This window comes from Spirosoma sp. KCTC 42546 (assembly GCF_006965485.1).
In the GTDB taxonomy this organism is placed as follows: Bacteria; Bacteroidota; Bacteroidia; order Cytophagales; family Spirosomataceae; genus Spirosoma.
The window spans coordinates 4,268,306-4,283,314 of the sequence record NZ_CP041360.1 but is presented as its reverse complement, the minus strand read 5'-3'; the positions used below and the strand labels follow the sequence as shown (position 1 = coordinate 4,283,314).

General features: G+C 50.4%; 11 protein-coding genes. 3 read left to right on the top strand and 8 right to left on the bottom strand.

What is annotated here, in order from left to right; all coding sequences use genetic code 11:
• Positions 1-6 precede the first annotated feature (6 nt).
• Positions 7-783, top strand: coding sequence for an MBL fold metallo-hydrolase (locus EXU85_RS17480; protein WP_142773318.1), 777 nt, complete (start codon positions 7-9; stop codon positions 781-783).
• A gap of 91 nt (positions 784-874) precedes the next feature.
• Here EXU85_RS17480 and EXU85_RS17475 read toward each other — a convergent pair whose 3' ends face one another.
• From EXU85_RS17475 to EXU85_RS17460, 4 genes are all read right to left on the bottom strand, one after another.
• Positions 875-2,209: a sensor histidine kinase gene (locus tag EXU85_RS17475; RefSeq protein WP_142773317.1), complete on the bottom strand. Its 1,335-nt coding sequence runs from the start codon at positions 2,207-2,209 to the stop codon at positions 875-877.
• A 305-nt stretch (positions 2,210-2,514) separates the two neighbouring features.
• The gene (locus EXU85_RS17470; RefSeq protein WP_142773316.1) at positions 2,515-3,258 is read right to left on the bottom strand and encodes a DUF5602 domain-containing protein; all 744 of its coding nucleotides are present in this window, start codon (positions 3,256-3,258) and stop codon (positions 2,515-2,517) included.
• Positions 3,259-3,271: 13 nt separating this feature from the next.
• Entirely contained in the window at positions 3,272-4,468 is a 1,197-nt protein-coding gene (locus EXU85_RS17465) for a sialidase family protein (protein ID WP_142773315.1), read from the bottom strand.
• Between the two features lie 12 nt (positions 4,469-4,480).
• Positions 4,481-6,844, bottom strand: coding sequence for a TonB-dependent receptor (locus tag EXU85_RS17460; protein WP_142773314.1), 2,364 nt, complete (start codon positions 6,842-6,844; stop codon positions 4,481-4,483).
• A gap of 382 nt (positions 6,845-7,226) precedes the next feature.
• Here EXU85_RS17460 and EXU85_RS17455 point away from each other — a divergent pair, with 382 nt between their 5' ends.
• Positions 7,227-7,985, top strand: a complete 759-nt coding sequence (locus tag EXU85_RS17455; protein WP_142773313.1) for a DUF5602 domain-containing protein — start codon at positions 7,227-7,229, stop codon at positions 7,983-7,985.
• A gap of 111 nt (positions 7,986-8,096) precedes the next feature.
• Here EXU85_RS17455 and EXU85_RS17450 read toward each other — a convergent pair whose 3' ends face one another.
• The 4 genes from EXU85_RS17450 to EXU85_RS17435 all read right to left on the bottom strand — a co-directional run bounded on the left by EXU85_RS17450 (position 8,097) and on the right by EXU85_RS17435 (position 12,083).
• Positions 8,097-8,912, bottom strand: coding sequence for an alpha/beta hydrolase family protein (locus EXU85_RS17450; protein WP_142773312.1), 816 nt, complete (start codon positions 8,910-8,912; stop codon positions 8,097-8,099).
• On the bottom strand, positions 8,912-10,015 hold the full coding sequence (locus tag EXU85_RS17445; RefSeq protein WP_142773311.1) for an alcohol dehydrogenase catalytic domain-containing protein: 1,104 nt from the start codon (positions 10,013-10,015) through the stop codon (positions 8,912-8,914). The genes EXU85_RS17450 and EXU85_RS17445 overlap by 1 nt, the downstream gene beginning before the upstream one ends.
• A gap of 239 nt (positions 10,016-10,254) precedes the next feature.
• On the bottom strand, positions 10,255-11,019 hold the full coding sequence (locus EXU85_RS17440; protein ID WP_142773310.1) for a LytTR family DNA-binding domain-containing protein: 765 nt from the start codon (positions 11,017-11,019) through the stop codon (positions 10,255-10,257).
• Positions 11,016-12,083 (bottom strand): sensor histidine kinase, encoded by a 1,068-nt coding sequence (locus EXU85_RS17435; protein WP_142773309.1) that lies wholly within the window; start codon positions 12,081-12,083, stop codon positions 11,016-11,018. The genes EXU85_RS17440 and EXU85_RS17435 overlap by 4 nt, the downstream gene beginning before the upstream one ends.
• A 255-nt stretch (positions 12,084-12,338) precedes the next feature.
• On the opposite strand from EXU85_RS17435, the gene EXU85_RS17430 reads away from it, so the two are divergent.
• On the top strand, positions 12,339-14,966 hold the full coding sequence (locus EXU85_RS17430) for an outer membrane beta-barrel protein (RefSeq protein ID WP_142773308.1): 2,628 nt from the start codon (positions 12,339-12,341) through the stop codon (positions 14,964-14,966).
• Positions 14,967-15,009: the final 43 nt, after the last annotated feature.

The following is a 15,009-nucleotide window of genomic DNA, read 5'->3' as shown; positions in this document are numbered from 1 at the left end:
ATCATCATGAACTTATTTATTACCTCGTTAAATTCGGGCAGTAACGGGAATTGTTATTACGTTGGGAACGATCAGGATGCGGTATTAGTCGATGCTGGCATCTCCTGCCGGGAAACGGAACGGCGTATGGAGCGGCTCGGGTTATCGCTGGATAAAGTACGGGCTATTTTTATTTCCCACGAACATTCAGACCATATCCGGGGTGTTCCTCAACTTGCCAAAAAATATCAATTACCGGTGTTCATTACGCCCGGTACGCTTCAACACTGTGGCTTTCCTGTAAAGACGTTTCCACTCCGGGCGTTGCGTGGGTATGAACCCGTCTGGATTGGCGAACTCTGTGTTACCGCTTTTCCGAAACATCATGATGCCAGCGATCCGCATAGTTTCCTGATTTCGTATCAGAACACGCGAGTGGGCGTCTTTACTGATATTGGCGCTCCCTGCGAACACCTCATCCATCACTTTAGCCAATGCCATGCGGCTTTTCTGGAAGCCAATTACGATGATGACCTGCTGGCCAATGGCCGCTACCCCTATTTTCTTAAACAGCGAATCCGGGGTGGTAAGGGACACTTATCTAACCAACAGGCGTTGGAAATTTTCAGAACGCACAAGCCTGATTTTATGAGCCATGTGTTGTTGTCGCACTTATCTAAAGACAACAATTGCCCGCAGGTAGCCAGCGATTTATTTAAGCCGCATTTGGGAAGTACGGAACTGATTGTAGCCTCCCGCTTTCAGGAAACGCCGGTGTACACGATCTCTACTAGACAAAATTAGATTAACCACAGAGGCACAGAGAACACAGAGTTTTTATGACATATTTTTCTCTGTGTTCTCTGTGCCTCTGTGGTTAAAAAATACGTTTAATCTAATCTTCGATCAGTGGTAAGGATACGATAAACGCATCGGCTGTTTCCTCTACTTTAGGTGTGGGCTGGCCCAAAAGCTGGTATTTGGAGAGGATATTAAGAAGCCCCTTCTGCGTGGAATTTGCCCGGTTAACCGTCTTTCGCTGGAGTGTGTTGCTCACCGTCAGCCAGCCGTCGGGGCTGGTATCGAATCGAATCACCAGGGGGTTCTCGGCGGAGACGATGTTGTGCTTTACCGCGTTTTCAAGCAATAATTGTAGTGTAAGGGGAGGGAGCTTGCACGTTAGAGATGACTCGTCAACCGTTTTAATCAACTCAATTCCCGCTCCGTAGCGGGTTTTAAGTAGGTGATAATAGGAGTCGATAAACGTTAATTCGGTTTGTAATGTCGTTAGCGCCAGATTATTAGTGCGCAACAGGTAGCGGTAAACACTCGACATTTCGTCGACGAATCGGATCGCTTTCACCGGCTCATCGGCAATCAGTGAGGAAAGCGAATTAAGACTATTGAATAAAAAGTGCGGATTCAACTGCGTCTGAAGTGCCATCATCTGCATCGCCGACATCTGTTGTTGAAGTTTCTCGGTAACCAGTTCGGCTTCCACCTGTTCACGTTGGTGCCGTTCGCGTTCCCGGGCAAGCCGTTGTTCCACAATAGCACTCTTAATGGCCCCCCGACGCTGCCGATACCCCAGCACCAGGGTAAAGCAGATCAACTCGGCCAGGATCCCAAACTCCAGGTACGTTAAAGGCGCAAACATAACTAACAAGGGTTCCCCTAATGAACGATGCACCATTGTCATGATCATTGACACAACACCCCCGGCCAGTAAATAACTTGACCCCAACGCGATGTACCGTGGCACTACCCCTCTTAGCTGTCTGATTTGTACAATTCCGTAGGTTGCCAGCCCAACCATGAGTAACCGCATGATCGTGTGGGCTGTGTCGTAGAGCGCTCCATACCAGTCTGTTATACCAAAGCATAACACGCCCATGAGCACCAAGTAACTCACAATTACTGCTTTGGCCAGGCGGAACAGCCGAAACAGACCCGGTAGCCGGGCCTGGAGCTGAATCAGCGCGTCGGCAAAGTCGAAATAGACAAAATACGCCAGCATGGGGGCACTAGCCCGAACAAAATACCAAAGATTGGCTGATACATACTTGTTGATTTCGTCTACTCGTAGACTGAAATAAACCAGCCAGGCCAGCATGTATAGGGTGTACAGACCATAAATGCGCTCCCGGTAGATGCCCCATTGCACTACGTTCAGTAGCAAAATGGAGCTAACCATGCCTGTAAACAACAGATTCCAGGTCGCAAACGTCATGAAAATAACTTTCGATTGGTTAAGAAAAATGCCCTAAAAGTCGGCAAATTTAGGCGTTTACCCCAACCAGAAGGTTTGTAAAACGGAAAAAGCCCCCAGTGAAGCGTCACATCTGGGGACTGAAGCGTACTGGCGCAAAAATTAATCCGATGTGTTTAATAAAGTAAATTTATTAAACACATCGGACTGCGGAAGCGGAGCCACAGAGAAAACAGAACGGGCCGCCAGTGCGGATTAAATACTAAAAATCAGTAGTTTACGGTTCTGTGCTCTCCGTGTCTCTGTATGTAATAGGCAATTTTAACTTACTTGCGGTTCTGAAGATCCTCCAGAATTACCTCATATTGTTTCTCCGCAGCATTGTATACAAATCGGTAAGCAGCGGGGTAGAAGCCTGCTTTTTCCACCTTTTCGGCTTGTTTTACAAGTAGCTGTTCGTCCTTTACGTTCTTCAGAAAATCAAGCGTAAACATCGGTTCCAGGAAGGTAACCTTGCCATCGAGTGCGCCATAGATAAAGGTTGTTGTAAAGGGTTTGCCGTTCAATTCAGGGCTGGTCGGGTCGATCCAGTGGGCACCCATTTGGGGTAGCGCAGGGCCTTTTACGTATCCCTTCGGCAGATAAGCGCCTTCAGGGTCTTTGCCAAACCGAGGATCATTTTCAACAATGCCAAGCCGATCTTCGTTGGATGTATAGTAAAAATGGCAGTCGAAATGCGGTACATTGTACACACCATCTGGCTCGTGACCGTGGGGCATCCAGTTGAACGATACATGCTGAATTTGCGCCTTGTCGCTTCCTTTGGGCATCGTTAGCACCCAATACGCATCTTCAGCGGGCAGGCTTTTTAGCGTAGCTTCGGAGATAGCCACGCCCAGTTGTGCGGGGTTGCCCTTGGCGTCGAGCCGCACAAACGAACGGAGGGTGCCGTTTCCGGCTTTTACCGATTCGCCATACTGAATAATGGCTGGTTTCTTTTCGCCTGCAGGCGTGTCATTGGACCCCATCAGGGTCGTGGCGGCTACAATAGCCAGTGCAAACAGATTCATTGGATTTGATTGTTTATGGTTGAAAAAAAGGAACTCTCTTTACTATAACACTGGTACTCTGCCCCTGCCAGCTCTGGTAGGCAACCAGCAGGCCATCAGGTGTTGGGAGCAGCACGGGCAAGGAGGTTAACTCACCGGGTGCCGTTAGAGCCATTGTCCGGGATTCGCCATTGGCCATGTACGTCCGCACCATTGTTTGACGGTACGCATCGGGAGCTTCGCCCACCAACTCCTCAAAGACCATCGCTAATCGCCCGTCGGCCCAGCCCGTTACCTGCGGGTGTGTCCGTTGGGCTCCGGCAATGAACTCGGTAGCTTGTGGCTTATCGACTCTGGCCAGCCGGATACCTTCATGTTCACTGGCACCAGAATACCAGGTGGCATACACCACTTCGTCGCGAACAAACAACTGTGGCCCCGAATGTGGACAGGCATTGATCTGCCAGTCGTCATGTACCAGCACGTTGGGCGGACTAAAAGACAGACCATTGTCCGTCGATACGACATAGCTAATATCTCGTGCACCCGGGCCGTTTTCAGTGGGTAACCAGTCGCGGTAGGTCAGGTAAATGCGTCCCTGAGTATCGGAAACAATACCGGGGCGGCAGCATTGACAGGCGTTGGAATCAACTACAATTTCCGGTCCGAATCCCCCGGTGGCCAGGGTCTGGGTAAACCGAACTGAGCGACCTTCGTGACCGGGTAGTTTCTCATCCAGCCAGATCAGTCCAATTTCGCCCGTTGGCAGGCGGGTTAGTTCGGCGTAGGAGTGGCTTTTACCCGCTGTTGTATCTCGGTGTATAGGTTGTTCTAAGCTCCAGGTTTTTCCCTGATCTGTTGACACTTTGTACAGCAGGTTTCCGGCACGGAGTGCATCGGGTGTGGGCTTCGGCAGGCTGAACACCACCAGTTGTGTGCCATCGCCCTTAAATATAAGTTTTGGTACATCTTCGCCGTGGGCTGCGGTCGTGGCGGGCAGGCTGATACGCGTTGGTGCACCAAATGTTTTCCCTCCATTGGTGGATACGCAGTGCATGAGCGAGATACCTGTTTTCGTCCGCTCGATCCAGGTCAGTACCGGATTGCCCCGATGGTCCGTTTGCAGGCGTGGAAACGATGCGTTGGGAATTTTCAGGAGCGAATCGCCCGGATTCGCAAGTGTAGTTAGTGTATTGATTAACAGGGCGCTAAAAAAGAGTAGTGTTTTCATGAATGATGGGCATTAGTTTCCAGTGAAATTGTATTGGAGACCGATCACAAACGTGCGGGGTGCGGCTGGGGTGAATGTTGTGCGGTCGGTAATGGCATTACCCCGCGTTGCGTTGTTGGCATACAGTTCATTTGTCAGGTTCAGTACGTTTACATAGACTTCCATCGCCTTATACACGTAGCCCGTTCGCAGGTTCAGTACGCTGACACCCCGCGCACCAAACGCTCCCCGATCGTTGTACTGAACCGTATTGGTCTGGTTCTGATACCAGGGACCGATCCGCTGCCACTCCATCGCCATCCGTATGCCTTTCGCCCAGCGGGGCTTATAGGTCAGTTCTGTATTGGCCACCCAACGGGGAGCCTGTGGCATATCATAATGAGCCAGATTTTTTACCACATCGGATGGCAGGTTGCTTAGGGCAAAGTCCTCGAAGCGGTGGATGGAATTGGTGCCACCGAAGCGGAAAAACCACTGACCGGAGGGTTTATACGTCAGGCTGTATTCCAGACCCCGGTGGAGGGTTCGGCCCGCACTCTGATAGTCGGTTGAGTTGTCTGGCTGACGAATGCTGAGCAGTTCGTTGATACCATTCATCTGATACAAAGCCCAGTCGATGTTGACTTTTTTGTTCAGAAAGGACGCCCAGCCACCTACTTCCAGATTGCTAAACTGGGCCGACTGAAGGTTATAATAGAAGGGGGGCTGTCCGGCAGCGGTATTCGGGTTTTTACGAAACACGGCTGTTAACCCCGGTGGTGAAAATCCTCGACTAACATTTGCATACAAGCCTGCACCGTGGCCAAGATCGTAGGTTAGCCCCAGTTTAGGCGTTAGTTGATTGTAGTTTTTTGTGCCAGTCGTTTTATCCAGGAAATTCTCGTAATCGAATGCCATTCGGTCGTAGCGGAGTCCTGCCGACAGACGCAGATTCGGCATCGGTGCAAAGTCGTACTGCGCATAGGCGGCCAGATTATGAATCGTGGCGGCATACCGGCTCAGGAACTGATCGGGCAACTCGCGTACCTGAACATACCGTTCCACCGACCGTTTGTCGGGCCGTAAGGTGGCTTGCAACTCTGTCTGGTACGCGTAGTAGGTCGTCGGTGAGTTATCATATACTATACCCACGAGTAATCGGCTGTCGATCCAGGCAAACCGCTGGCTGTGTTGGGCCATCAGGCCTATGCTATGAAACGCATTTTCATTGATTTCACCCGTGGCTGTGGTGGCCTCCGATTTCCAGCGGATACTGTAATTTGGATTCTGTTTCAGGCTGTTGTCCCGATAAAAGGCGGTTGCCGATGTTTCACTGTGGGCGGCCCAGCGGTGTTCCAGTGTCAACCGCGACCGGAGCGACCGGACATCTCGATACGTGAAATCAGTTGTGCTCACGTATTGACGGCTGTAATACGCCAGGCTATCTACACTGCCGCCCGTTTGCGAATAATACTGGTTGTAGGAAACTGTCCCCGTCAGGCGTGTCTGGTTGGAGAACGCGTATTCGGCACGAGCATTGAGCGACACTTTATCGAAGTCGCTTTGGGTTTGCCAGCTATTCCGCTGCCGGGCTACAGATACGCCCCCAAACAGGCCAAGTCGGTTGGTGAGCATGCCACCCGCCCCCGCCTGAACGCGTCTGTATCCCCAGCCATCGCCCATGACGCCTACCCGCACTACAGGTACGGCAGTTGGTCGATGCGTCAGGAAATTAATGGCACCCCCAACGGCCTCGGGACCATACAGCGAGGAAACCGGTCCTTTCACCACCTCGACAGAACTGATCGAAAAGGAGTTCAATTCGATCAGGGCGTTATGATTGAAAATCCCCATTGGGCGTACTGCCACCCCATCTTCCAGGTACAAATAATAGGCGTTGGTGCTGAAGGGCTGGCGGATACCCATCATGTGTTGCTCGTTGCCGAGGTTTGGCATAACCACACCGGGCGTTTTGTTAATGACTTCGTAGAGATTAACGGGCTTAGTTTCCTGCAAAAGTCCCGATGACAGACGACTAATAGCCATGGGCGCTTCCGAACGAGCCTGAGCTTCCCGACTGGCCGTTACCACTACCGGTTGAAGGTCCTCAATTCGGGGCATTAACTTAATACTCAGTTTGCCGGAGGAGGCAACCCGACGTTCCTGATAACCGATACTGCTAATGATCAGGCTGTCGGTTGCCTGCTGACCCGCTACTGAAAACCGTCCCTGTGCATCGGTGATGGACCCGATCGTAGTGCCGAGGAGTCGAACCGTAGCGCCCGGTATGGGTTCCTGAGTTTGCCCGTCAAGAACGGTTCCCTGAAACGAGACGCTCTGAGCCCGCAGCAAGGTATTGATGCAGAAAAAGAGGAAAAAAGTGGTAACTGTTTTCATGACGATTGGCGTGTTTAGCCTCGTATTTGTTGTTTGCTGGCTCAAAGTTGGGTGGTGTCTGGCCAATCGCCAGTTGGCAAGTGAGTGAACCGGAAATTTGGGCTGATGAACTGTAGTATCGAGAATATGAGCTATCCGTATACGCTCATAAACCGTCAATCCGTACTACTCAAAGGAATGAACGGCAGATTGCCTCACAGGCGGGTTAGCAGATTTAAACCGTTTTTATCCGAGAAAACATGCCCGATCCGCGCCATCTGCGTTCCATAGCGCCTTTTAGACGCTTCAATGAACGGATTTCTCACTTCGCTTGATCGGCATCTGGGCCCGGTTGGCTCTGGCTCTAGTTTTGGGCCAATAATCAATTATAATCCTCTTTTTTATGAAACCATCTTATCTATTAGCGTTGCCTTTACTGGCCGCTACGCTGCAACTCAGCAGTTGCAAAAAAGACAACAACGACACGCCTAACCCAACTGATCCTCATTATGGGCAATCGGTAACGCTGGGAAACGGAACCGCCCGTACGTTTGTGAAATTGGATGCCAGCGGTAACCCCGATGAAGTTGGAATCGCGGTATCAGAAGCGGCTCTGAACAGCTTACCTGCCGATATGGTGGAACTGGTGATGGAGTTGCCGACCGAAGGGGCTAAAACACCCTTTAAACATGCGTATGTAACCTACATGCCGCATGGACATGAGCCCGATGGAGTGTATACGGTACCGCATTTTGATTTTCATTTTTACAAAATTACCAATGCGGAACGATTGACCATGACGCCCGGTAAGGAGGCCGAAATGAGTAAAGTACCGGATGCAGGTTACCTGCCTACCGATTACGTCACGGCGGGGCCTGTGCCCATGATGGGGAATCACTGGGTTGATGCCACCAGCCCGGAATTAGCCGGTAAAGGCTTTACGACCACCTTCCTGTATGGGAGCAACAAGGGTGAGATCATCTTCTACGAACCGATGATCACGGTGGATTACCTCAAGAAAACGACCATGCAACATCTAGCGATCAAGCAGCCACAGAAAATAGCACCAACTGGCTACTATCCAGGCGAGTACATCATCCGTTACAATATGAATACCAAAGAGTACGAAATTGTGCTGGATAAAATGGTTTCTCGTCAGTAGAAAATTTGTTTAGCCACAGACCGGTCCGGGGATGCGGCACAGCGAACACAAAGAAAAATATTTCCTAAAAACTCTGTGTTCACCGTGCCGCATCGGTGGATCGGTCTGTGGCTAACCTAACGAGGTGAAAAATACCAACGCATCGACCAGGTGTTCCTGCCAGTACGGCCATTCGTGCCCGCCGGGATGTTCTCTATATTGGTGCGGTATGTCCTGTTCGGTCAATGAATGATGTAAGGAGCGGTTGTACTCGATCAATAGATCATCTGTGCCGCAATCAAATTGAATAGGTGGCAGCTTCGCCCGATTTCGGACTAGCAAGTCCAGAACCGATTCATCGACAGGGTCAGCCTGTTTATAGTGGCTGAGGGGTTCTTCTACAAACAGGGGGAGCTGATTGAGGTGTGTAATCGATGAAAGCCCGTATGCTCCCTGGAATCGTTCAGGATACTTTGCGGCTAATCGTAAAGCTCCGAAACCGCCCATCGACAGGCCCGCAATGAACGTGCGGTTAGGAAGTAGCGTGGATTGGTGAACCGGTAAAGCCGCTCGTACGGCTTCAGACACATCCTCGACAATCCACCGATCAAAATTTAGTTCATTGTGGGGCAGATAGCCACTACCATCCCCCCAGAGTCCATCGGACGGCATAGCCAGGATCATCGGACGAATCCGACCGTCCCGGAGTAAGCGTTCGGCTGTTCGATGGGCACCGCCTTTTAGTGACCAGGCCCAGTGACTGCCATACACGCCATGCAGCAGAATCACCAGCGGAAGGGGTTCGTCGCCAATCAAATCAGGGCCGGGTATCCAGACCGTTATATCGCCACGACCTGCCAGATTTGGTGTCTTGACGGTGATCAACCGAAGTCCATCCCGCTCGTAAGCCGGATCGGAAATTTCGATGGTTCGGAAAGGAGTGGCCATTAGAAAACCAGTACGCCTTTGGCATTGCGTCCCTTAAGCATATCGTCGAAAGCGGTGTTGAGCTGATGAAGGGAATAGGTTCGGGTAACCAGATCGTCCAGAATTAAGTCGCCTTTCTGGTATAGATTTAGCAAAATAGGAATGTCAATTTCCGGGCGACATTTTCCATACAAGGGGTTCATATAGATTTTGTCCCATTCGAACAGGTTCATGTCGATACTGATTTCCTGTTCAATGCCGCTTACCTGACAGGCGACACCCGCGTTTCGGACCATGGCCAGTGGTACGGCACCCAGCTCAGGAATGGCTGTACATTCAAAAGCATAATCGGCTCCCCGTCCCCCGGTTAACTGTTTCACCTGACTAACCGCCTGGCTAAGTCCTTTATCTGCCCGATCCGCCAGAATGGAATGCGTGGCTCCGTAGCGGACGGCCATCTCCAGTCGATTAGGGTTGACATCCACCGCGATGATCATCCCGGCTCCGGAAATTCGGGCTCCCTGAATTACATTCAACCCGACACCTCCGGTACCGACTACCACTACGGATCGACCTGGTTTTACCTGAGCGGCATTGACAACGGAACCAACGCCTGTCATAACCCCACACCCTACAATAGCGGCTGATGGAAACGGAATAGGTACGTTCGTTTTTACAACGGCAGCCTCCCGAACCACCGTAGCTCCCGACATGGTGCCCAGACTAAACGACCGCTCAATCGGTTGACCGTTGTACGTTGTCCGTTCTAGTGCGGCATGTCCTCCGCTGGCTTTATTTCCCGACGTGACCGGCGAGTTTACCTCACAGATATGCTGATTTCCTTCCAGGCACTGGAAGCAGTAGCCGCAGGGAATGGCCCAGTTAAGAATGACTGAATCGCCCGGCTGTACTTTTCGGACAAGGGGGCCAACACGTAGCACGACACCCGCGCCTTCGTGCCCCATGACGATGGGTTTTCCCCAGGAGAGAGAATCGTAGTCGGTATGACAGATACCCGCAGCTTTAATCTCAACCAGGACTTCGTCGCCCTGGGGGTCACCAACTTCGATAAAATCAATTTGAAAACTTCCGGAACCGGTAGCAATGGCCGCTTCAACTCGCATATTACTAGCTTTAAGTACCTGAAAGAAGGGCCAAATTGCTTCCTACTTATTGGAATTCCGAGTTACGATATACGACTTACGATGTTCTGAGTGGTGTCGGTTGTAAGTAACCGACACCGTAGGTTTCTCAAAACCTGACGGTGCGAAAAATAGGTTTTGAGAAACCTATTGCGTCAGCTATAAGTAGCTGACGTCACACAAACCCGACCGGGACGGGACGGCCGCCGGAGCGGTACTACTTACAGCCAGCGGCTGATGAATTGCCCAAATACCTCTTTATACTGGTCACTCACTGGAATCACTGCCGATCCGATCTGGACAGAGTTGCGGGTAACGGCGTTAATACGATCAAGGGCGACAATAAACGACCGGTGGACCCGCATGAACTGCCGGATGGGGAGTTTCTCTTCCAGCGTTTTTAAGCTCGTTAAAGAAAGTAGCGGTTTTGTTGGATCACTGAGCCGGTAGACTTTTACGTAGTCTTTAAGTCCTTCGATATACAGAATGTCATTGTAGGCAATACGGACGAGCTGATACTCAACCTTCAGGAACAGGTAATCATCGACAACCTCAGTCGGAGTTGACGTGGTAATTGCTACTGTGGTTTGTTCAATGGGGCGATGCACGAGCTCAAAATAATTCCGGGCTTTACTGGCCGCCCGCAGAAACTCCTCGTAGTTAAAGGGTTTTAGTAGATAATCCAGCGCATCGACCCGGAACCCGTCGAGGGCAAATTGATCGAAGGCCGTTGTAAAGATGATTCGGGTCGTGTTAGTACCCCGGTTGCTCCGTTCGAGTACACGTGCCAGCTCCAACCCTGTCAGATCAGGCATCTGAATATCGAGAAATAGAACATCGACCGGCGTTGACATCAGGCCCTGTAAGGCTTCAACAGCACTACTATACCGTCCTGCCAGTTTCAGGAAGGGGGTTTTCTCGATAAAGGCACAGACCAGGCCCAGCGCCAGTGGTTCATCATCAACCGCAATGCAGGAGAGTGTCATGCCAGAGAGAGGGATAAGTGCACGTGGTATTCGCCAGCCATGGTGTGCTCATTGATCCGAAGGTCGTACTGGCCTGGATACAGCAGATCGAGTCGGCGTCGGGTGTTGGTCAGGCCAATGCCATTCCCCGCTTCGAGCGAGGGCGCTTTTTCAACAAACACCGTGTTATGCACATCCAGTACTAATGTATTCTGCTGTTGCTGGATGGCGATTTGAATTCGGCTTGGGTGCAGAGCACTGACACCATGTTTAAAGGCATTTTCAACAAACGGGAGCAGAAGCATGGGGGCAATTGGTTGGTCATGCAGTGGGCTTGGTGTATCGAGGGTTACGGTTACTTTATCCGTTAACCGGAGCTGCATGAGTTGCATGTAATCGCTGACGAACGAGAGTTCCTTACTTAGCAGTGTAGTACCAGACTGAGTATCATAGAGCACATAACGCATCATCCGGGAGAGTCGGTGCAGGGCTTCACGGGCGGTTTCAACGTCGATGAGGGTGAGTGCGTAAATGTTATTGAGGGTATTGAAGAAAAAGTGCGGATTGATCTGAGCCTTTAAAAACGAGAGCTCGGAGGTTGTCTTGGCCTGCTCAAGGGCGGTTCGGAGATTCGCATCATCCTGCCATTTCAGCAGCATGGCAATGCTGGTACTGATGGCTAACACAAGAAAAATGGTAAACAGCGTAGGCTGAATCCAACCGTAATACTTCGGTTTTCCAAAGCCATCCGGATGAAATACCCGATGGACTTTTGTGGGTAGATCAAATCCAAACTCAATACCTCCTAGTACGATAAGGACGAATAAAATCAGGCCTAACAAGGTCAATATGTATTGGCTGGTTTGACCCTGCAAAAGCAACCTGGGAACCAGCCGCTGGGAGTTTACGTAAAATACGCCCACCATCAGAGCAAAAAAGATGACCTGCCTGATCCAGAATAAGGGCGGAAATTTTAGCTCCGAATTAAGCGACTGATTGAAAAAAAGTAGGTAGCCCAGCAAGATCCAACCCAGTACATGAATCAGCAGTGGAACGTAACGCCGTGAAAACAGGGTGACAGCCATGATCAGTAGGAAAGCTACAAGTTTACAGTAAATACCTGATTCTGCGTCAGTCAATCGCTGGTTCCCCCGACTTTGCCGATAGCTGGCTTAGTTTAACCGACGAATGGCCCGATTATTGAAAGCACGAAATCCCATAGTCATTCATCGGCTAAAAAGGGTGATCTGCCGATGTTTTCAACCCTTCAGTCTATTGCGTTTTCTGGATTGATCGAACGGTTGTTGTTTTGACCCATCAATCTGAAATTATAGGTACAAATGCGTAAGCAATTCTTACTTCTACTACTTACCCTTGGATTCTGGACTGGTCTGTCAGGTATCCAAATAACATACGCTCAATTTGGTGGCGGCCCTCCAGGTGGTGGACCCGGTGGCCCAGGCGGATTTGGCCAGGATAACGGACGTAAAAAAGCCGAATTTACGGGCGTTGCCGAAGATACGCCAAAAGGCAATGGCAAAATAGCAGGTATCCTTGTCGATTCGACGTCCGGGAAACCCGTTGAATTTGCAACCATCGCCCTGATGAATGTTAAAACGAATAAGCCTATTGATGGGACAACGTCCGATGCAAAAGGGCTTTTCTCTCTAAGTAAATTGGCTCCTGGTGAATATCGGCTTCAGTACTCCTTCATTGGCTATAAAACCCGCGACTCTCAGTCGTTTACCATTGCCAAAGGCACCGACATGAATCTGGGTTCGATAAAACTCCCTGCCGACGTACGTATGCTGGGCGAAGTAGTTGTGACTGGGCAGGCTGCGCTGATCGAAGAAAAAGTTGACCGGTTGGTTTTCAACGCCGATAAAGATATCACGGCTAAAGGGGGCGATGCCTCTGATGTGTTAAAACGGGTTCCGATGCTGTCGGTGGATCTGGATGGCAACGTGAGCTTACGGGGTAGCCAGAATATTCGCGTTCTGATCAATAACAAGCCTTCCACCATTGTTGCCGCTAACGTAGCCGATGCGCTGAAACAACTCCCTGCCGACATGATTAAATCGGTAGAAGTGATTACGAGCCCATCGGCCAAGTACGATGCCGAAGGTGCCGCCGGGATTATTAACATCGTTACGAAAAAGAATACCCTGCATGGATTAACCTTGAACGTAGATGCCGGAGCAGGCTTGCGGGCGTCGAACCTGGGTTTGAATGGATCGTATCGGCAGGGTAAACTGGGTATTACGCTGGGTGGTTTTGGCCGGGCTATGTATAACCGGGCTTCCTCTACATTAGACCAGACAACGAAAGTAGGTACGCAATCGCTGCACACGCTTCAGAATGGTACGGCTTTCGATAAACCCGTATTCGGTCAGTATACGCTTGGTTTCGATTACGATCTGGCAAAAAACCAGTCCTTGTCGGCTAACGTCCGGTTTGGTACCCGTAATTTTATTCAGCAGCAGAGTCAGCTCACCAGCACCTTTGCGAATGACGTGCTCCAGAGCATGACCAACCGCGATGTAAACCGGAAAGATCTGTCCAACTCGGTCGATATGAATCTGGATTACATCCGCACGTTTAAACCTCAGCAGGAGTGGAGTATTTCTACCCAATACAGCCGTACCGGATTGACCAATAACTTTTTCGCTGATTTGCTGAATAATAATACAGGTATGTTGACGGGTCGTCAGCAAAACCTGAACAACAATACTAATCAGGAATTAACCTTCCAGACAGATTACCAGACGCCGATTCGGAAAAACCAGTTGCTGGAGTTCGGGGGTAAGGCCATCATGCGTCAGGTGGACAGTCGTTTTCAGTATCTGGTAGGAGGTAGCACGGGCGAGTTGAACATCGATCCAACGAACCCATCCGGCTCACTGAAATACAGTCAGAATATTGGAGCGGGTTATATCTCGTATACCTACGTAACGCCCAGCAAATACACGTTTAAAGTTGGAACACGCTATGAGCACACGGGCATATCGGCTACGGCCAATGAAAATGTACCGCTGAATATTCCCAATTACAGCAACCTGGTGCCGAGTATCAACGTATCGAAAAGTTTGAAAGGGAGCACCCTGAAAGCCGCCTATAACCGACGGATTCAACGGCCGGGCCTGCAACAGTTGAACCCGAACGTAAATGCAGCTAACCCGCAGATGATCATGAAGGGTAACCCAACCCTGAGTCCAGAACTGACCGATAACGTTGAATTAAGCCTGAGTTCAACCATTAAGAAAACATATCTGAATGCCGCGGTATTTGGCCGATTAACCAACAATGCTATATCACAGGTTCGTATTCCTGCCGATACGTCGTTGGGCTATCTGCCAGGGGCTATTATCACAACGTTTCAGAACATTGGCGTGCAGCGTACCATCGGGGCTAACGTTTTCTTCAATACGAGCCTGACCTCAAAATGGAGCCTGAACGGCGGACTGGATACGTACTACATGTATATGCAGGGCACAACCGCCGGGGCCGATGGGAAGTCAGTAACAATCGATAATTCTGGCATAAGCCTTGGCGGTCGATTAATGAGCCAGTTGCAATTGAACAAAGGCTGGAGCGCGCAGGTATTTAGCTTCTTCCGGGGGCCAAGTCCACAGTTGCAGGGCACGCAGGGTAGTTTTTACATGTACTCACTGGGGATTAGAAAAGATGTTGCCAACAAGCGTGGAAGCATCGGATTGGCGGCTGAGAACTTCGTTGGAAACGGAGTAACCATGCGAACCACGCTGAATTCTCCACTGCTGTCGCAGGTGAATGTGACTCACCTCTACAATTCAAACCTGAAAGTGACGTTTACCTACCGTATCGGTAAAATGACGTTTGAAGAACAACGTCGGAAGTCGAAGTCGGTCAGTAATGACGATGTAAAAGGTGACGGCGGTGGCGATGCTCAGCCACAACAGGCAGCGCCAGCAGGCGGACGTCCCAGATAATCAGATTAGTAACGTAAATACAGAGGGTACCCAAATGAAGTAC